Raw genomic sequence first — 19,640 nt, forward strand, 5'->3', positions numbered from 1 at the left:
CTGAAAAGGCTTATATCTTTAGCTATAACAATGCGGTAATACCTTGCCAGCCAACGCGTATTCCAAGCACGATTAAAATCAATAAAATAAGCTGACGAAAACGCGCTTGCGGTAAATAGCGACGCAAACGGATTCCAACCAAAAGAGTCACTATAGATAGCACACTTAAAAAAGTAATCAGCTGCCACTCACCACTACTCAGTGCCATGATAGGCTCACGCAACACGATAATTTGAGCAATCTTTCCTAAGAAATAGCACATGTTACCGACTTTGGCGATGGTGTTTTTATCGTCACTGGCAGACAATAAATACATCATCAGTATGGTCGACATTGCATTGGTCGAGCCGCCAATCACGCCTGCACCAAAACCAACGGCAATTAACATAGGCTTGGTGTTTGGTAGACGGATTTGTTTGCCGAGTAAGCTACTCACAACGTAGAAAGCAATGACCGCGGCCAACAATAAGAGAATATAAGCGCTATCGACCCATAGCAATAGTTTCGCACCTAAAATGCTACCTAGTAAGCTAGTAAGCGCAAGCAGCCAATAGCGTCTGCCGTAGTAGATAAAGTTTTGCCAAATGGTGCGCTCACCGCCTACTAGCCAGGTCATCACATTGACAACTAGCGAGGGAAAAATCACTAACACAATAGCGTGTCGCAATGGGTACATACTAGCAAGCGCAGTGGTCGTCACTAGCGTTGCGCCAAGTCCGCTAATACCATGCAGCAGTGAGGCAAGCGCAAAAATAATCGTCAGCACTAGCATCTGAGTGCTATCGTTACCAGCTATATTCATCATATCGGTCACACCATTTGAGGCTCAGCGTCTGTATCTACACACTATCTACATGCTAGCTATCAGATTTAGCGCCTGTAGCTCTAACTATCTTTACGTTGACCGATTGCTTGACCGATGATGCTAGCTAGTTGCTCAGCAATTTTATCTTTACTGGTCTTCTCAAGTGTTACCGCGTCACGCTCATAGCGCTCAGAGAAAAACACCTGCATCGCATTGTCATCACTAGCAAAACCAATATCTGCACGTGAGACATCATTGCAAGCAATCATATCCAAATCTTTTGCGACCAACTTACCACGGGCATAACGTTCAACATCTTGCGTCTCTGCGGCAAAACCAACGACAAACAATGCTGGATGCGCAAGAGAAATCGTCGCTAGAATATCAGGGTTTTTAACCAGACTGAGCGTCATGGCATCTTGTGTCTTTTTAATTTTTTGCGGTGCCGCTTCTTCCGTACGATAATCTGCTACGGCTGCGGTCGCGATAAAAATATCTGCTTTTACAAATTGGTTGTCATCATAAGACTGTAGCGAGTCATTATGGTCATTATGGTCGCTTACATCATCATCACCGCAACCACAGTCGCCATGATGATGCTCGTGGAAATGGTTATGAGAGTGGTCATGCGTATGCTCATGAGAATGGTCATGCTCTTCTTCAAGGACAAATTGCAGCTCGCTATGCGTACCTTCCACACATTGCTGCGCCGCTATTAGCATATCTTCGGCAGACAGCACATCGATTCGTGTGACATTGAGCGGCGTGGGCAATGCCACTTTACCTCCAGCGATTAAAACAACGTCTGCACCAGCAGCCACGCAGGCACGTGCCAATGCAAAACCCATTTTTCCTGAAGAGTGATTAGACAAATAACGCACAGGGTCGATCGCTTCTACGGTTGGACCTGCGGTAATGACCACTCTTTTGCCTGCCAGCAATTGCGGCGTCGTATTCATCGCTATGAACAGTAACACCTCATCCAACAACTCCTCAGGCTCAGGCAATCGCCCTGCTCCGACATCACCGCACGCTTGCTCACCACTAGCTGGCTGGATAATTTGATAATTCATATCGCGCAATGTTTGCACGTTTAGGTTGACTGCCGGATGTGCCCACATCTGCTGATTCATGGCAGGCGCAATAATAACAGGCGCAGTAGTGGCAAGGCATACTGTGGTCAATAGATCATCAGCCATACCCATAGCCAGACGCGCAAGCGTATTGGCTGAAGCAGGTGCAATCACGATTAAGTCGGCCCATTTAGCCAGCTCAATATGTCCCATACCTGCCTCGGCTTGCTCATCGAGCAACGAGACATGCACCTCGTTACCCGTTAGCGCTTGTAGCGTCAGGGGTGTGATAAATGCTTGTGCGCCTGTCGTCATGATAACGCGCACATCAAAGCCTGCCTTGACTAAAAGGCGGGCAAATATAGCAGATTTATAAGCGGCGATACCGCCAGTAATAGCAAGCACAATATTGGACATAAGCGTGGCATCAACAAAAAAGTGAAAAGATAAAATTGCGCTTATAGTAACAATTATGAGATAAATTGGGTAAGATTTTCCGTATCTATCTCAGATAACGAGTATCAACCCATTTTCAAGGAGTGACAATGGCGATCAAAGACTGGCACGAGGATGACAGGCCACGCGAAAAACTTTTAAAATTTGGTGCAGCTCATTTGTCTGATGCCGAGATACTGGCCATATTTTTGCGTACGGGTACTCAGTCTCAATCAGCGATTGAATTAGCGCGGCATTTGATTGAACAGTTTGGTAGCTTAGCCGAGCTATTGGCCGCCCCTCAAAAGACGGTTCTTGCCTGCCATGGTATTGGCCCTGCAAAGTACGCCCAAATATTAGCCTCACTTGAGATGGGTACGCGCTATCTGGATAGCCAACTCAAAACTGGACAAGCACTAGGACGCTCACAAGCGGTCAAAGACTATATCAGTACCCAGTTGCGCGGTGAGCATCGTGAAGTATTCGCAGTACTCTGTCTGGATAATGCCCTCAACCTTTTAAACTTTGAAATATTATTCACGGGGGGCATCTCATCATGTTCTGTCTGTATCAAGCACGTACTGCGGCATGCACTAAGCCACGCTGCTAGCCAACTTATCATCGCCCACAATCATCCTCATACCAATGCCAAACCATCGACGGCAGATAACTTACTTACCTATGAGCTAAAAAAAGCCTGTGACTTGTTAGATATCTCGCTTGTCGATCACATCATCGTCGGACGTAACGACACTTTGTCTTATGCCGAAAGCTGCCTTGCCCCTTTTAGTTAGCCCTTTGGCTAGTTCTCGATAATAGCTAGCTATGTAATCCATGTGTCTGTTTGGAAAACCTGCAAACAATTATGTTTGATACATATCATCGACAGAGCGTAGCATTTTGGCTCTTGATAGTTATCGACAACTGTTTCATATTAGTAGCCATTCTTGTCATTTATTTGTCAATTACTTACTAGACTATTAATACTAGTATTTAAAAGCCGTAGAACGTCGTAGAACCGAGCATTTATGGATTAACAAATCATTCGACATATTTATAAGACGGTAAGTGGCAAGACGAAAAATAATTATAGTTAGCTCTTTCATTTACGTACTTTTCGTATCTTTTATTCAGCGCTTTAAAGGAGATAGTCATGGCAATTGGCTTGTTTATTTTGGCAGTCATCATTCAGTTAGCCGTGGTCCTGGCCATCTTTTTGTTGTCCTTATCCCGGGTCACCGGTAGCATCGTCGCCCTGATTACGGTTATCGTCACCGCAATTATCAGCCCATGGTCGCTCATTTTGGGTATACCAATGGCACTACTGTGCTTGGTCTTACTCGTTGCACCGCTTCGCCAATCGTTAATCACTAAGCCTGTCTATAAGGCGCTAGGCGGTGCAATGCCAAGTATGAGTGATACGGAGCGTGAAGCGCTTGATGCGGGTACTAGCTGGTGGGAAAAAGAGCTGTTTATGGGTGCGCCGAACTGGGATACCTTTGCCAATTATCCTTATCCTCAGCTTTCAGAAGCAGAGCAGAGTTTCATCGATAATGAAGTAGAAACCTTATGTGCCATGCTTGATGAATGGCAAATCCAGCATAAAGATAAAGATTTATCTCCTGAGGCATGGCAATTCATCAAAAGTAATGGCTTCTTAGGTTTAATCATTCCAAAAGAATTTGGTGGCTTAGAATTTAGCTCTTATGCCCAAAGTCGTGTAATGAGTAAAATCGCTTCGCGCTCGCCGACTGCCGCTGTGACTTGTATGGTTCCCAACTCGCTCGGCCCTGGTGAGCTATTGATGCACTATGGTACAGACGAGCAAAAGCAGCGCTGGTTGCCAGGTCTTGCAAAAGGTGACGAAGTACCTTGCTTTGGTTTAACGGGACCCGAAGCTGGCTCTGATGCAGGCGCGATTCCTGATACAGGTGTGGTCTGTTACGGTATGCACGAAGGCGAGCAAGTGCTTGGCTTACGCATGAACTTCTCCAAGCGTTGGATTACCCTAGCACCTGTCGCCACTGTGGTTGGTTTAGCATTTAAAATGCATGATCCAGAAGGTCTGCTTGGCAATCCTGAAAAAACCGATTACGGCATTACTTGTGCCCTCGTTCCAGCTAATCACGAAGGTGTCGTAACAGGGCCACGTCATAATCCAATTGGCTCACCATTTATGAATGGTACGGTCGATGGCAAAGACGTCTTTATCCCATTAGATTACATCATTGGCGGTGTCGAGAACGCTGGCCGTGGTTGGCGTATGCTAATGGAATGCTTGGGCGTTGGTCGAGGTATTTCTCTGCCAGCTCTATCGACATCAGCCAGTGAAATGACCTATCTATCTGTTGGCGCATTCGCCAAAGTTCGCGAACAGTTCAAGATATCCGTAGGTAAATTTGAAGGTGTACAGGATGCTACTAGCCGTATGGCGAGTAACACTTATATGTTAGAAGCGTTCCGTCATTTGGTCACTTGCGGATTAAACCAAGGTGGCACGCCCTCTGTCATGACTGCCATGGCCAAATACTATGCGACTGAAACCATGCGTAGCGTCGTCAACGACGGTATGGATGTGGTCGGTGGTCGTGCTGTACAGATGGGTCCGCGCAATTTCTTAGCGACACCTTATCAAGCGATTCCTGTCTCTATCACGGTCGAAGGCGCCAACATTTTGACCCGCTCACTCATGATCTTTGGTCAAGGTGCGATGCGTTGTCATCCTTATTTATTCGATGAGCTTCAGTTACTACAAAGCGAAGATAAAGCGGCGGCTACTGAAAAATTTGACACCCTTTTCTTCAAGCATTTGGGTTACACGTTTAACCGTGGTGCAAAAGCTTTTGTCGCAGGTTACATCGGTGGTAGCGATAAGGCGCCGAGTTTCGCCGATAGCTTTACCCGTCCCTATTACAAACATATCAACCGTTTAAGTGCGAGCTTTGCCCTAACTGCTGATATGGCATTAGGACTACTAGCAGGAGACTTAAAACGTAAAGAGATGCTCTCTGGTCGTTTAGCAGATATTCATAGTCATCTATTTATTGCGACTGCTATTTTGCAATTCTATGAGCACGGTAGTAAGTCAGAGTCTGAACGGTTGCATGCCGAAGTTGCGCTACAAAACAGCTTGTACACGATTCAAGAAGCCTTTGTGTCATTCTTCGCTAATTTCCCGAATCGTATGGCAGCCAATGTGGTTAGCTTTGTAACTTTCCCAAGTGGACGTATCTTCACCCCAGCAAGCGATGAGCTAAAACGCAAGTTGGGCGATACTTTCATGGATGATTTTGCAGCCAACCCGTTCCGAGATTATCTGAAAACCATGGTTTATTACAATACCGATGCAGACGATGTAACTGGTCGTATGGAGCATGCTTATCAGACCTTAGTCGAAATCGAACCATTGTGGCAGAAGTTCAAAAAGGCAGAGCATCAAGACAGCTTTGAAGGTCTAACCTTTGAAGACCATGTGGTACACGCCAGTCAAAATGGCGGCATTACTGAAGAAGAGGCAGAAGTTCTGATTCAATATAATGCCATGCGTTTTGATTCATTATTGACCGATACGTTTGACGAGCATCTATCAGAAGCGCTAGAACGTGACAATCCGCATGCGCTTGAAAATGCAGTTCACCAACTGACTGATTATGCACAGCTCAAAAGACAAGCTCAGAGTAAAAACGGTATCGCTGTAGATACCGATGCAGCTGCCGTTGATGAACTATCCACTAACGAACCAGCTATTAATGATCTAGACAGCACTGCAAATACAGAAAACCATACTGGCGATGCCAATCCTAATCATGGTTATGAAAGTGATGGCGATGTAGAGTTGGTCAGTGAGCAAGATACTGTCAAAGAAGTAAATTCGCAGACAGATTTTGAAGAGTCAGAGCCTGAAATAGAGGCGCTCGATCATCGCCATCGTGATGCTGAATCACATCTTAACGAGCGTATGGGTAACAATCATAATCGTCATATTGCACCACCTGACGAGATCAATACTGAAGTAAGTGATAATGATATCAAACCTTTAGAGCGCCAATCACCTCTATCACGCGAAGAAGACGATAAGGTTTAATAATTTATTCTGTTTCTAACATTAGCATTAGAAACTAAATATTATTAGATTTATAGTAAAACTTTTACTTTTTATTAGCCGGATTATCTATAAACGATAGTCTGGCTTTTTTTGGTCTATTGAAAACCTTAAGCTTAATTAATCATATTCCTTCCTTTGCATTTTGATAATTTAAAATCAACGGTTTGATATCAATAGTTTGACATATTTGCTTACCCTAAAAACTCTTTCATGAATATTTTGTTTCATATGGGAAACAAACCGTTTAGAATAAATATTGACTATATTATGGGCACATAGTTGTAACGAGGAATGTACATTTAGAATAAAATCAGAAAAAAATCTTGCAGTGCCCTTAGCTATTCTTTTATATTGTCCACGAAAATGTGACATCGAGCGACAATCACGGGAACTTAATAGTCATAACAAGCTTTGTAGTAAGGCTGATAAGTACAATCATGTTGGCTAATGAACACTTACTATAAAGCTGTTATGCACACAAAGGATATGAATTATGTGGAAGAATTTGGGACTGACGGGCAAGATCATTGTTGCCATGGTGCTCGGTATTGGACTGGGCCTATTTCTAAACTACTCAGGATTGAACGGCGAAGGTGGCTTTGTTAATACTTACATCACCAATGGCTTCCTTGCCATTGTTGGTAAACTATTTGTCAACTCGCTAAAAATGTTGGTCGTACCTTTGGTGCTTATCTCACTGATTTGCGGTGTATGCGGTATTGGTGATATTCGCCTACTTGGACGTATTGGTACCAAAACGTTCATTATTTATATGATAACCACTGCACTCGCTATTGCGACTGCGATTGGTCTTGGCTCGCTATTCGGTATCGGTAAAGGCATGAATATCGGAACGGAAGCCGAGTTTGAAGCAGCGTCAGCGCCGCCTCTACTTGACGTATTCTCTAACATCATCCCATCGAACCCCATCAGTGCGATGGCAAATGGCGATATGTTATCGATCATCTTCTTTGCTATTTTGATCGGTGTCAGTATCTTGATGGTAGGTAAACCTGCCAAAGGCTTAGTGCAGAGCCTAGAGCTGATCAACGAAGTTATCTTAAAGATGGTCACGATCATCATGAACCTTGCACCATATGGTGTATTTGCGCTATTGACCAAAGCAATGGCAGAGCTAGGTTTAGACTTGATTTGGTCACTACTTGGTTATGTCGCGGTATTGGTCGGTTCATTGGCCTTCCACTTCTTTATCACCATGATGATTGTACTTAAAGTATCTTCAGGCTTGTCTATCAAGACGTTCTTGGCAAAAATGCGTGAAGTACAGATCTTTGCTTTTAGTACCTCTAGCTCAAACGCGACGATTCCTATTACCTTGCGTACGGTTACCAAGCGTATGGGTGTAAACAACTCAGTTGCGTCGTTCACTGTTCCTTTTGGTGCTACTATCAATATGGATGGTACGGCCATTATGCAGGGTACTGCGACCATCTTTATTGCCAACATTTACGGCATTGATTTGGGTGTGACCGAATACTTAACTGTTATCTTGATGTCAGTACTGGCGTCTGTTGGTACGGCTGGTGTGCCTGGTGTTGGTTTGATTATGCTGTCGATGGTATTTGCTCAAGTAGGTCTACCAATCGAAGGTATTGGTCTAATCTTGGGTGTGGATCGTATCCTTGATATGTTACGTACTGCTGTAAACGTCGGTGGTGACGCTGCTGTTACTACTATCGTGGCAAAATCAGAAGGCAAAATGGATCTGGCTATTTACAACGATCCTAACGCTGGTGCAAAAGACGTATTTGATGGTCATATCGATGAAGACAATGAGCGTGAGTTCTCTGAAGTCTTTAGTGATGGCATCATGGGTAGTGAATACGATGATGTTGATCGTCGCCGCTAACCCACTCCTGCTAGATAGAAGTAAATAAAATAAAAAAACCTCAGTCAAATTGACTGAGGTTTTTTTATGATCAATAATCAGTAAATAATAATGGTTGATACGGTTCTATCAACAACTAATTAGCCAAATACATACTTGGTCAACATCGCCAGACAGACCAATACAATCACTGGACGAATCAATTTGCTACCGCCTTTAACCACCATATGCGAGCCAAAATAGGCACCGATGGTTTGTCCAACCATCATCGCTAGTCCCACTTTCCACAATACGTTACCACCCAAAATAAAGAAGATTAACGAGCCAATATTGGTCGATAAATTCAATACTTTTGCCGCGCCTGTTGCTTCGATAATTTGACGACCACGTAATGCCACATTGCCAAGCGCAAAAAACATACCCGTACCTGGACCGATATAACCATCATAAAAACCGATCAACGGTGCCACGACTTTTTGCCATTTGCCCTCTGAGATACGCGGTGCAGCCTCTACTTCGCCAAGCCTAGGGGCAAATAATGTATAGATACCGATAGCCGCGATCAAAAATGGAATGATCTTTTCAAGCAAGTCAGGTGGTGACATCTGTACAGCAATGGTGCCGATAACGGAACCAATAAAAGCGGCGATGATAGCTACTTTGATACGTTGCGGTTTGACGACTCCTTTCCTAATCATAGTAATAGACGCCGCTAGTGCGCCTGATGCCGCTTGCAGTTTATTAGTACCGAGCGTTAATACTGGTGGGATGTTGGCCAGTAACATGGCAGGGATGGTCAACAACCCGCCACCGCCAGCGATAGCATCAATAAATCCTGCCAATGCGGCCACCGCAGTAAGCATTAAAATAATCTCTAACGAGAAAGTTAAGTCCATGACACTGACCTGCAAAATATGATAAGAAGAGAAAAGGAGTTCTGAGATAAGGCTAAAATATCGTTATCGTTATCGATAAGCTGATAGCTTACCAGTGCTAGCAAAAGAAATAATGACACGTTGCACAGCGCTGCTCATTATAAAGATAAAACCGTAAAAAAAGCCAAAAACGTAACAAAGTCTGCTAAATTTGTCTAATAACGTTCCGAATATGCTCAGCCGAATAGCGACTTATTAAAAAGATGTAACGACTTACAACTATTGTGCTCGTCAAATCCTCTTTATAATATTGCTATTATGAATATAAAAAAGTAGACCGTTGGCACTGGCTCAACGTATTTTGTTGTCTATATTGATAAGAGTATGAGAAACTGTTTCTGTCTATTTGCTACCTCAAAATTATAGGTAGCGCAGACATTGATGGATATTTGAGGTTATTTAGTAAATTGTATTTAGCGAATGAGGATGATATGGCAATACGAAGGATTAAGGCATTTTTTGAATTTGAGGCAGCAGGCGGTATCGTCTTAGCATTGGCTGCCATTGCTGCAATGATCATTGCCAACTCCCCTCTTAATGTTTGGTATGAAGGTTTTATTCATGCACCAGTCGCCATTCAGATTGGTGAGTTTGCGATTGCCAAAGACGCTCATCACTGGATCAACGATGGTCTGATGGCAGTTTTCTTTTTCTTGGTTGGATTAGAGCTTAAGCGTGAAGTACTGATTGGCGAGCTGTCCAACGTCAAACAGATAATACTGCCAGCAGGGGCTGCACTTGGCGGTATGATTATGCCAGCGATTGTCTATCTGCTCTTTAACTACAACGAGCCTGAGTTTTGGAAAGGTTGGGCCATTCCTGCGGCTACAGATATTGCCTTTGCACTCGGTATTTTAAGTCTCTTAGGTAATCGCGTACCAAACTCCCTAAAGGTATTTTTGGTCTCTATTGCTATCTTCGATGACATTGGTGCGATTCTGATTATCGCTTTGTTTTATACCAGTGAGCTGTCGTTAGAATCATTGGCAGTAGCTGGTTTATGTTTGCCGTTCTTATATGTTCTTAATCGCCGTAATGTCACTAACATTACGCCCTATCTACTCATCGGTCTGATCATGTGGATTGCCGTACTCAAGTCTGGTATCCATGCAACATTAGCAGGTGTGGTATTAGCACTCTTCATCCCGATGTTCGACCGCACTGATCCTGAGCACTCTCCGCTTGAAGAGCTAGAGCATGATCTGCACAATACCGTCGCTTTTGGTATTTTGCCAATCTTTGCTTTTGCCAACTCGGGTATCTCGCTCGAAGGCGCAGGTTTTGCTGAGTTATTCCACTCAGTGCCGCTCGGTATTGCCGCTGGTTTGTTTATTGGTAAGCAGTTAGGCGTCATGTTCATGTGCTGGTTAATCTTTAAACTTGGTATCTCAACCATGCCAAAAGGTATGGACTATAAGCAAATCTACGGCGCAGCTCTATTGTGCGGTGTTGGTTTCACCATGAGTTTGTTCATCGGTGGCTTGGCGTTCGCTGGCGACACTACTATGTTTGATGAGCGCTTGGGTATTATCATGGGCTCAATCGTCTCTGGTATCGCAGGTTACATCATGCTGAAAATGAGCTTGAAAGATAATGCTAGCGGTACATCGGTTGACTTGACTCGCCCGCATTGATGAATGCTGTGAAATGTAGGGCAGTTTATAGTGGTACTACTAAGACACACCACCACTTATAAGCTGCTCTATTTTGTTTATATATGCGTTATCGGGATATTTATAAGTGTCCTAACAATCAATGACAAGACTATATAACGTGATTTATTGCATCATTTATTTGTGTTCACAATTATCATAGCTATTGGAGCTAACCATGTACCGACCTATATACCCTGCTGTGCGTCAACTGGCATTAGGGTTATCTGTTTTCGGTAGTATCTATCTGCTAGCAGGCTGTGCAACACTCTCCAAGCAAGAATGTCTCGTCGGTGACTGGCAAGCTATCGGCTATAACGATGGCGTGGCAGGTTATCATTCAGACCGCTTAGCATCTCATACAAAAGCCTGTGCAAAAGCTAGCGTCGCGCCTGACTATCAGGCATGGGAACGCGGTCGTAAACTTGGTCTGCAACAGTACTGCACCATCAATAATGCCTATAACATTGGTAGACGTGGTCGTCAGTTAAACAACGTTTGCCCGATCACTATGGCCAATACGTTGCAAGTAGCTAATCAAAAAGGGCTAGATTATTACGCCTTAGACAGTCAGTTAGATAAAGATAATCGCCTCTTAGATACTTATCAATCAGAATTCGATAAGTTAGAAAATGGTGAAATGCTAGACTTTGCTAATGAAAAAGAAGCCCGTGCACGGCTGCTATCTCTATCTGATGAGATTCGTGATACCAAACGCCGTATCCGAACAACACAGCAGCAATTAGATTCGTTGAACCAATCCAGTAATTTTTACGAATGACTGAGATGCGAAGCCATCTCAATGCAAGTTTTACGTTCTAAGGCATGTCCTCACTCTGAAAATGGTACTTGATAACTATGGATAAGAAAATCATCAATACGGCAAGTACTCCAACTAACAAACCTGACTGTCAGTCATCGAATGCTCAATCATCGAACACTTATCAGCGTCATGGACGTACCACTGCTATCGATGACCATAGTGATTTGCAGGTTTTAAAACGCATTAAACGTTATCTATTGCCAAAAGACTTTACGATCTCGCCTGCTCTACTTGATGAGATAGTGGCAGGTTACGATATTGGCGATCCGCTTGCAGACGCGCTAGCCGCTCAAAGCATAAAATTTGCAAAGCCTTTACAGCATACTATTCTTGGCAATAGTCTAAACAATAACCCTGCAAGCAATTATCTTGTAAACAATAACCTTGCAACCAGTTCATCATTTAGCGCGCTCACTGAACAATTTAGCAGCCATCCTGACTGGTTCGACCCAAAGCTTGCTCAGATAGGTGCGGTTGCCTATCGGCGCTATCCACTCATGCTCATTTGGCTACTGCGTAATGTTGCCCTGATGGCCGGCTATAGCATTCCTGCTCTCTCGTTACCGCTCATTCAGACGGGCGCACTGATGCACGATGCGCTACCGCGACTGATGCGTACTTATGCCTATATCTTGGCTGTGTCTGAACACCCTTCATCTAATATGAGTGCAGGCAATCAAAATAAACCTATTGAGCAAGTATTAGCTATTGACTCTGAGGGCTGGCGACAGTCGATCCAAGTACGTCAGATACATACTTTGGTACGGCACAAATTACTCAAAGGGAAAGGCAATGCTGCTACAGGCGTGATACCAAACGCCGAGCAAAATCACAACCCTGACGGCAGTTGGAATACCAACTATTGGGGCATCCCTATCAATCAAACCGATATGATTGCCACCCACTTACAGTTCTCGTTACTAATTATGCGCGGTCTAAGATTGCTAGGCGCACGTATTAGCACAGAAGAAGCTGAAGGTATCTTACATCTATGGAACCTTGCCAGTTATTGGATGGGTGTTGATTTAGATCGTCTGCCAAAAGATGAGGCGGCTAGCTGGGAATGGCTGTATACCTACCTATCGATACAGCAGCTAGATTTTAAGATGGGTCAGCCATTGGCAAAAGCATTGCACGATTTACCACGTCAGCTGATGGGTGAAGACAATCGCCGTGGACGTTTTGTCGAAATGGTCAACGCCAGTGTCACCCGCACCTTAGTTGGTGATGATATAGGTGATGGGCTAGACTTACCAAAGTCAAAGATACGCTTTGGCGTGTTATCTTCAGTGCCGATTCTTTTTGCGCTCGATACTGCACGGCAGCATAATTCGTCTGTTGCTCATAAGCTAGAAGCATTCCGTGCCAAGCGCCAAGACAATATGAACTGGTGGCTGAAAAAGAACGATGATTATTATAAGTAGATGATTATAGTCATCCCACTATAAAAGCATTACTGTGCTAACCTCGTTTGAAGTATCACATATACATCTACACTCGGTTGCCTTGTACTACTTTTAAATTGAATCGACTATATTATAAGTAGATGACATTTATCATCGTTTGTTTTCTACGCGGTAATACCATTCTAGCTGTCGATCAAACCCTGTTTCTAATAGGTTAGCAATTACCCGTCCTGTTAGTCCCCACACTGTCTCGCCATCGACCTGCCAGCTCGGCGTCAGTATGGTAGCCATTTGCTCTTGCATCTTATACTCAATTTCATACTCTACCGTTGGTTGAGTAACTAATGACTCTAAATCTGCCCAAAAGATACGTGATATTTCTCCCGCTTCAGGTACGAGTACCAGACCTGGGGCGATAAGCGCTACGATTGGGCGTACGCTCATACCACTTTTGGACGTTTGGATGGGTAGCTGACCAAGTAATTGGACTTTATTGGGCGGTAGCGCTGTTTCCTCACAGGCTTCACGCAATGCGGTAACGACATTGTTACCATCGCCTCGATCATGTTTACCACCCACACAAGACACTTCACCCGCATGACTGTTCATGTGGGCGGCGCGGCGTGTTAATAATAATTTAGGCCTGCGCTCATGAGTAATAGCGACCAGTATTGATGCATCGGCAATCGGTGTCTGATATAAGCTGTCTAACACACGGCTACTATGAGAGGCGTTATGAGCCTCGTACATCGCCGGACTTGTCAGCGCATTTAAGGTCTCATGTTGCACTCGTTCGGCTAATTGACGAAGCGTCGGATGACGAATAAAAGTAGGTACAGCAACTGACAGGTTATCGAAGCTTACAGCCTCCGGTGGGAGTAACATTATAATTGCCCTATATTTTTATCGTTGCTAAGCGGTATCAACAGCATCTTTCTTATTTTCTATTATTAAAATCGCGACTAATAAATAAAATCAATAATCTATCTATTGTTTTCGACCGCTCGATTTATTAGCGGCTCAACATCAATAACGACTGAACACTCACTAGACTAGCGTAATATAATAGTGGCTGCATGCTATTTATGTGACTGATTCATTGCTTATCAATGCTCAATAACGGCCCTATTAACTAATAATAGTCAGTCTATCTATGAAATGATGCGTTACTGTTATCGTGATTCTGTCCGTCGATAATATGTGCTATCTTAAGACGATAGCTGCTCTTTAGAATAATATCTTATATAAGTCAGGTACGTTTAAGTTAGGTTTATCGTCAGGTTCACTCAGTTTACTGCTTGTGGTACTTGTCTCACCGTCCTTGTATCTAACTTATCTCGAAACGATGACAGCAGCACTTCAGAATATAGGTCTTATAACCTATAAAAAACATCATACACAATAACTTTTATAACAAGGTAGTTGATATGCGCTATTGCCTCCAATGCGGTCATGAAGCAGAACGAAAAATCCCACCTACGGACAATATGCCGCGTTTGGTATGCCCCAATTGCCACTATATCCACTACGAAAACCCAAAAGTTATCTGTGGCTCGCTGGTGGTACATGAAAATAGAGTACTACTCTGCCGCCGTGCTATTGAGCCGCAGTACGGACTATGGACGATACCTGCAGGTTTTATGGAAAATGGCGAGACCATGGCTGAAGGCGCAGCACGCGAGAGCTACGAAGAAGCTGATGCCATCGTACTGAATCCGCATCTATACTGCATTTATGATTTGCCAGATATTGGGCAGATCTACTCTATCTATCTGGCCGATCTAAAAGATGGTGCGTATGGTATTGGCTCAGAAAGTCTCGACTGTGCACTGTTTAGCGAAGAAGATATCCCATGGGATACACTGGCGTTTGAAGCCATTCGCCGTACTCTAAAGAGTTACTTTGCTGATCGTAAGCAGTATAACGAGTTGTCAGAATTTCCGATTCATCAAGACAAAATTGGCAAAGATTTGAGTATCAAGCGATATTAGTCAATTACCTAACCGCAAAAAGCCAAGCATGATGCTTGGCTTTTTTGTGCTTAACTTTTAATCAATAACAAACCTAATCGTCTTAGCTCTTAATTCTACAAACTTCAAAACCAAGACCTTTTACCGTCTCTTCTTTGTCGTAAGGCGCTAGCACCGCGCGTACATGCTTTTGCCCTTGCAGATATTGTTTGGCAACGCGCTGCAAATCAGCAACCGTGACGGCTAATATCGACGCACGCATTTTACGCTGCCAGTCAACACCGCGATGATGCAGGTTTGCAAAGCACGCTTTGATTGCTTCGCCTGCAGGAGAGCCCGGCTTATCCATACCCGAGATAATACCTAAGATAGCTTCTTCCAACTGCTCATCGGTCTGTGGCTCGTTTAATAACCACTCAATACTGGCGTCAAAGTGAGCAAAGGTCTCAGCGCACTGTGGATCACGATAGCTAAAGAATTTAAAGGCACAAGCGTTGGCATCGTAACCTGCACCGCCACCATAGGCACCGCCGCGCTCACGAATCGCACTGTGCAAATAACCGTTACGTAAGTAAGGCGCTAATACCATTAATGCAGCGGTATCAGGATGGTCAGCAGCTGGCACGGTATAAGCACTGGCATTATGATAGACATTGGTTGGTACTAACCATGCTAAATCTGCAACATCTAGCACGTCGTTTTTAACATCGTCGCCACTCTCTAACGTTTTACCCGCATCAGTCGCACCATTTAACGCAGTATCTAATTGCAGGTTTGCAAACTCACTTGGGATATTTGCTGCTGCGTTCGTTAGATCATTAGAAGCGGTCGTCGCTTGGCTGTCTTTCCAGCTATCAACGATTAAGCTACTCAAGCGTTCGGTTTGCTCTGCTTCACAGATAATAACGGCATGCTTAGGCAAACTGATCAGACGTTGATGTAAATCCATCAAGCTCGTAGCCAATTGATCCCACTGAGTATCATCTGTACTAGCATGCGTCAGGAAGTCTTTAAGTGCGTTCAATGCTGGTAGACCACTACGCACATACTCTAGCTGTGCTTGGCGACTCATACCACGACTAGCAGTTTGCATGGCATAAGAGTGACCAGATCCCGCTAAATTTGACTGCCAACCTGCTTGGCGCTGCTGCAAGATTTCTTTGATACGGTCATGCTCAGAAAAGATACTGTGCTCCATGACTTCTTTGAGCAAATCAATCGCTTCAGGCTTACGATTCAGCGCACGCGTTGCCACGACAAAGTAGCTGCTAATTGCTTGGCTATCATCGACGTTGGTACGTTGGCTAATACGAGCGGTCACACCAGAAGAATGCGCTGCTTGCTTAGCTTGCATCTCATGAGCACTAAGCGAGTCAGTACCTAGCTCAGACAATAGACTTAAATAAATAGGCAACAATGGATGATTGATTACATCATTGACTGGTAGCTCATCTGCGCTCGCATTACCAATTGCTTCAGTGAGTGGGACAATCACTTGATAGTAATAAATACCATTAGTGCCCGCTTCATACTCAAATAGCGTGCTGTCTTGCCCGCTCAAACGCACCTGCTTTTGCGTGCCTTCTTTAAAGCTGATATCCGTTGGTACGTCTTCTAGACCTACTTTTGGTAATAAGCTTAAATCATCTGGCGCAGCTTGACGTGCAGCCAAATCTAAGGCTTGTTGCTTCAAAATAGCCTTGTCATCAGCAGTCAAATCCATCGCGATAGTATCTAAACGAGTCTGCTCAGCTGCTGCCAAACGGGCTGTTTTTTCGCTATCAGGGGTCATCGTTACGCGTACGCGATGCTGATTGTCCAATAGATGCGTTTTAATCAAGTTCGGTAGCCACTGCGGATCGACGACTTGCTCACGCAGCCACTGTAGATGCTCATCCACTTCCCAAACGTCGATAGGATTACCATCATGAATGGCGGTACTAAAGCCCTCTAGCATGAGGTTTAGACCATAAGGAATGCTATCGCCGCCGATGTGACGCTGATCAATCTCAATCTGATGCAGAATGGTTTCGATTGTCTCATCATCGACTGGTGAATTGGCCACTTCGGTCAGCAAGTCAATAATGCCCTGCTCGACTGCTTCGGCATGTTCAGGGTTAGAGCCGCGCAGTCCCGTATAAAAGACCATCTCATAATGACTGTCATCAAGACCCAATAGTGGACTTGGCGCTTTACCCAGTGGATGGCTGTCAAGATAAGCACGCAATGGCGAGCCTGCATGCTCAATCAATACGCCTTCTAATAGACGCAATGCCAAACGCTGCTTAGGATCGGTAATCGATGGTAGCAACCAAGCAACCACATGATGCGTCTGATCTGGGCCGGCTTCGTCAGCAGTATAAGTATCAACCGCACTGATTGGTGCAGACAAACGTTGCTCTGGACGCGATACATGCTTCTTGCCTGCTTCAAACTGAATCAAAGCATCTTCGTGTATTTTCGCTTGCGTCTCGGCAACAGGAATATTACCGAAGCTCATGATGACACTGTTTGACGGATGATAATGGCTCTGGTGGAACTCGGTCAGCTCAGTGTGCGTCAAGTCAGGGATATCGGCAGGATCGCCGCCTGAATTATAGTGATAGGTCGTCGTTGGGAACAGATGATGAGCAACCGTATGATATAGCTGATCAATCTCGCCACTCATCGCGCCTTTCATTTCATTAAAAACGATACCTTTAAACTGCGGCTTATCATTTTCATCAAGCTCTACGCGAATACCTTCTTGCGCAAAATCGAGCGGATGAATATTTGGGAAAAACGAGGCATCTAGATAGACAGCGAGCAAATTAAAATAGTCGTTTTTGTTTTGCGTCGCGTATGGATAGGCCGTCCAATCAGCTGCGGTCATCGCATTCATAAACGTGTTTAATGAACGTTTAATCATTGAGAAGAACGGATCACGTACTGGGAACTTATTCGAACCACATAACGCCACGTGCTCTAAGACATGCGCCTCGCCTTTTGAATCCATTGGCTGGGTGCGAAAGCCGACCAAAAACGCATTCTCATCACTTGGGTGTGCCAGATGATAATGCATCGCTCCTGTTTTTACATGCTGACTGATCAGCACATCCATCGATAGCGCCTCAATATGGCGATGCTCAATCAGCTCAAATGCTGGATGCAAGGTTAAATCAGCAGTAAATGGCGTGTCCGTCATAGTTATCCTTATCGCTTATCATGCGTATAGTGCCCTGACTGTCAGGGAAAATAGAGTAATAAATTGGCTAAAAAAGAGTTGGCTTAGCGCTATTAGTGGGGCTGCGACATGGATAAGTCAAGGCAGCAGCCATGCAATAATCCACCACATAATCTACGCGGCTATCAACTTTAGCTATTAAAGCCTTATAGTTGCAATTTCATTAATATCCACAATTTTATTATGGATTTATCACTTAACAAAGGTGATTTGCACTGCTACTATAAAGTTAACTATTAACAGGAGTGGAGTATCTTATGAGCTACCAACACGTTTTACTGGTCACTGATTTTCTGTCCGATGCAGACAAAGTGGCGCTAAAAGCCAAGCGTATCCTCGCAGGCTCTCCTGAAGCCAGACTGTCCGTCTTGCATATAGTCAAAGATGATATGGTGCGCTTTGGTTATGAGCTCGTGCCTGCCTCTAGCCTCTCGGGTGATGTCGATAGTGAGAAGTGGCAAGAAGCACGGACTAAGCTGGCGCAATTTTTGGCACGTAATGAGCTGGAAGCAATCAACTCTGAGGTCACCGCTGCTATATCTAATAGCAAAGGTATCATTAATTACTGCCGTGAAAAAGACGTCGATTTACTTATCATTGGACGTCATGAGCGCCATGGTATTGCTGCTTGGTTGGTAGGAGCCACTGCCGATAGTATCTTGCCAAATGTCCCTTGCGACAGTTTAGTGGTGAAGCTTGATCAGCCTGTATTAGAATAATTGGCATTACTCCAATCCGCTGCTAAAGACGACAAGCTTTACTTAACAGCGCCCTAGAGTAGTGCTATAGTAAATACTATCTGACATGAGGAAGACGCTATGAGTTACGAACATATTTTACTGGTCACCGACTTACTCTCTGATGCAGATATAGTCGCCCAAAAGGCCAAGCGCATCGTTGAAAACCGTCCAGGCTCTAAGCTATCTGTTTTGCATATTGTCAAAGACACCATGGTTGGCTTCGGCTATGAGCTGGTGCCTGCCTCTAGCCTATACGATGAGATTGATGATGAACGCTGCCAAGAAGCACGTGCAAAGCTGGCGCAATTCCTTGAACGCAATCAGCTAAATGCAGCAACGTCGGAAGTCACGACGGCCATTTCTAGCAGTGAAGGTATCGTCAGCTACTGTCATAAACACGATGTCGATCTATTGGTCATCGGACGTCATAAGCGTACTGGTATCGCTGCATGGATCAGTGGCGCGACAGCAGATAATATCTTGCCCAATGTACCTTGCGATAGCTTCGTAGTGCGACTGGACAAGCCTGTTTCAGCATAACAATACGCTTTGATTGTCTTATGTCATCTAGAGCATATCCTAAACAAAGAAGCGCAGCGTAAACTACAACGCTGCGCTTTTTTA

General features: G+C 44.4%; 14 protein-coding genes. 9 read left to right on the forward strand and 5 right to left on the reverse strand.

Annotated elements, in window-relative coordinates:
* Positions 1 to 22: 22 nt before the first annotated feature.
* The gene (locus tag V6252_RS10900; protein ID WP_341610466.1) at positions 23 to 805 is read right to left on the reverse strand and encodes a sulfite exporter TauE/SafE family protein; all 783 of its coding nucleotides are present in this window, start codon (positions 803 to 805) and stop codon (positions 23 to 25) included.
* Between the two features lie 80 nt (positions 806 to 885).
* Positions 886 to 2,295, reverse strand: coding sequence for a bifunctional phosphopantothenoylcysteine decarboxylase/phosphopantothenate--cysteine ligase CoaBC (gene coaBC, locus V6252_RS10905; protein ID WP_341610467.1), 1,410 nt, complete (start codon positions 2,293 to 2,295; stop codon positions 886 to 888).
* Positions 2,296 to 2,423: 128 nt separating this feature from the next.
* On the opposite strand from coaBC, the gene radC reads away from it, so the two are divergent.
* From radC to V6252_RS10920, 3 genes are all read left to right on the forward strand, one after another.
* Positions 2,424 to 3,107: a RadC family protein gene (radC, locus tag V6252_RS10910; RefSeq protein ID WP_341610468.1), complete on the forward strand. Its 684-nt coding sequence runs from the start codon at positions 2,424 to 2,426 to the stop codon at positions 3,105 to 3,107.
* 359 nt (positions 3,108 to 3,466) lie between these two features.
* The gene (locus tag V6252_RS10915; RefSeq protein WP_341610469.1) at positions 3,467 to 6,397 is read left to right on the forward strand and encodes an acyl-CoA dehydrogenase; all 2,931 of its coding nucleotides are present in this window, start codon (positions 3,467 to 3,469) and stop codon (positions 6,395 to 6,397) included.
* Positions 6,398 to 6,911: 514 nt separating this feature from the next.
* A complete protein-coding gene (locus V6252_RS10920) occupies positions 6,912 to 8,288 on the forward strand; it encodes a dicarboxylate/amino acid:cation symporter (RefSeq protein WP_101206037.1) in 1,377 nt (458 codons plus the stop codon).
* 119 nt (positions 8,289 to 8,407) lie between these two features.
* Here the strand turns inward: V6252_RS10920 and V6252_RS10925 are convergent, their stop codons facing one another.
* Positions 8,408 to 9,163, reverse strand: coding sequence for a TSUP family transporter (locus V6252_RS10925; protein WP_296208159.1), 756 nt, complete (start codon positions 9,161 to 9,163; stop codon positions 8,408 to 8,410).
* Positions 9,164 to 9,633: 470 nt separating this feature from the next.
* Between V6252_RS10925 and nhaA the strand changes: the two genes are divergently transcribed.
* The 3 genes from nhaA (at position 9,634) to V6252_RS10940 (ending at position 13,101) form a co-directional block, all read left to right on the forward strand.
* A complete protein-coding gene (nhaA, locus tag V6252_RS10930; RefSeq protein ID WP_102091810.1) occupies positions 9,634 to 10,836 on the forward strand; it encodes a Na+/H+ antiporter NhaA in 1,203 nt (400 codons plus the stop codon).
* Between the two features lie 196 nt (positions 10,837 to 11,032).
* A complete protein-coding gene (locus tag V6252_RS10935) occupies positions 11,033 to 11,635 on the forward strand; it encodes a DUF2799 domain-containing protein (protein ID WP_341610470.1) in 603 nt (200 codons plus the stop codon).
* Between the two features lie 77 nt (positions 11,636 to 11,712).
* Positions 11,713 to 13,101, forward strand: coding sequence for an oxygenase MpaB family protein (locus tag V6252_RS10940; protein ID WP_341610471.1), 1,389 nt, complete (start codon positions 11,713 to 11,715; stop codon positions 13,099 to 13,101).
* 132 nt (positions 13,102 to 13,233) lie between these two features.
* On the opposite strand, the gene V6252_RS10945 is transcribed toward V6252_RS10940, so the two are convergent.
* Positions 13,234 to 13,968: an NUDIX hydrolase gene (locus V6252_RS10945; RefSeq protein WP_201568688.1), complete on the reverse strand. Its 735-nt coding sequence runs from the start codon at positions 13,966 to 13,968 to the stop codon at positions 13,234 to 13,236.
* A 542-nt stretch (positions 13,969 to 14,510) separates the two neighbouring features.
* On the opposite strand from V6252_RS10945, the gene V6252_RS10950 reads away from it, so the two are divergent.
* Positions 14,511 to 15,074: an NUDIX hydrolase gene (locus V6252_RS10950; protein ID WP_102091805.1), complete on the forward strand. Its 564-nt coding sequence runs from the start codon at positions 14,511 to 14,513 to the stop codon at positions 15,072 to 15,074.
* 82 nt (positions 15,075 to 15,156) lie between these two features.
* Here V6252_RS10950 and V6252_RS10955 read toward each other — a convergent pair whose 3' ends face one another.
* The gene (locus V6252_RS10955) at positions 15,157 to 18,237 is read right to left on the reverse strand and encodes an insulinase family protein (protein ID WP_341610472.1); all 3,081 of its coding nucleotides are present in this window, start codon (positions 18,235 to 18,237) and stop codon (positions 15,157 to 15,159) included.
* Between the two features lie 296 nt (positions 18,238 to 18,533).
* On the opposite strand from V6252_RS10955, the gene V6252_RS10960 reads away from it, so the two are divergent.
* Both V6252_RS10960 and V6252_RS10965 read left to right on the forward strand, forming a co-directional pair.
* Positions 18,534 to 18,995 (forward strand): universal stress protein, encoded by a 462-nt coding sequence (locus tag V6252_RS10960; protein WP_341610473.1) that lies wholly within the window; start codon positions 18,534 to 18,536, stop codon positions 18,993 to 18,995.
* A 99-nt stretch (positions 18,996 to 19,094) separates the two neighbouring features.
* A complete protein-coding gene (locus V6252_RS10965) occupies positions 19,095 to 19,556 on the forward strand; it encodes a universal stress protein (RefSeq protein WP_057761630.1) in 462 nt (153 codons plus the stop codon).
* Positions 19,557 to 19,640: the final 84 nt, after the last annotated feature.

It is taken from the genome of Psychrobacter proteolyticus (assembly GCF_038155145.1).
Taxonomy (GTDB): Bacteria; Pseudomonadota; Gammaproteobacteria; order Pseudomonadales; family Moraxellaceae; genus Psychrobacter; species Psychrobacter proteolyticus_B.

What these genes read in the sequence shown, in the direction of transcription:
- V6252_RS10900 (WP_341610466.1), bottom strand. Translation starts at nt 805, where the DNA reads ATGATGAATATAGCTGGTAACGATAGCACTCAGATGCTAGTGCTGACG.
- coaBC (WP_341610467.1), bottom strand. Translation starts at nt 2,295, where the DNA reads ATGTCCAATATTGTGCTTGCTATTACTGGCGGTATCGCCGCTTATAAA.
- radC (WP_341610468.1), top strand. Translation starts at nt 2,424, where the DNA reads ATGGCGATCAAAGACTGGCACGAGGATGACAGGCCACGCGAAAAACTT.
- V6252_RS10915 (WP_341610469.1), top strand. Translation starts at nt 3,467, where the DNA reads ATGGCAATTGGCTTGTTTATTTTGGCAGTCATCATTCAGTTAGCCGTG.
- V6252_RS10920 (WP_101206037.1), top strand. Translation starts at nt 6,912, where the DNA reads ATGTGGAAGAATTTGGGACTGACGGGCAAGATCATTGTTGCCATGGTG.
- V6252_RS10925 (WP_296208159.1), bottom strand. Translation starts at nt 9,163, where the DNA reads ATGGACTTAACTTTCTCGTTAGAGATTATTTTAATGCTTACTGCGGTG.
- nhaA (WP_102091810.1), top strand. Translation starts at nt 9,634, where the DNA reads ATGGCAATACGAAGGATTAAGGCATTTTTTGAATTTGAGGCAGCAGGC.
- V6252_RS10935 (WP_341610470.1), top strand. Translation starts at nt 11,033, where the DNA reads ATGTACCGACCTATATACCCTGCTGTGCGTCAACTGGCATTAGGGTTA.
- V6252_RS10940 (WP_341610471.1), top strand. Translation starts at nt 11,713, where the DNA reads ATGGATAAGAAAATCATCAATACGGCAAGTACTCCAACTAACAAACCT.
- V6252_RS10945 (WP_201568688.1), bottom strand. Translation starts at nt 13,968, where the DNA reads ATGTTACTCCCACCGGAGGCTGTAAGCTTCGATAACCTGTCAGTTGCT.
- V6252_RS10950 (WP_102091805.1), top strand. Translation starts at nt 14,511, where the DNA reads ATGCGCTATTGCCTCCAATGCGGTCATGAAGCAGAACGAAAAATCCCA.
- V6252_RS10955 (WP_341610472.1), bottom strand. Translation starts at nt 18,237, where the DNA reads ATGACGGACACGCCATTTACTGCTGATTTAACCTTGCATCCAGCATTT.
- V6252_RS10960 (WP_341610473.1), top strand. Translation starts at nt 18,534, where the DNA reads ATGAGCTACCAACACGTTTTACTGGTCACTGATTTTCTGTCCGATGCA.
- V6252_RS10965 (WP_057761630.1), top strand. Translation starts at nt 19,095, where the DNA reads ATGAGTTACGAACATATTTTACTGGTCACCGACTTACTCTCTGATGCA.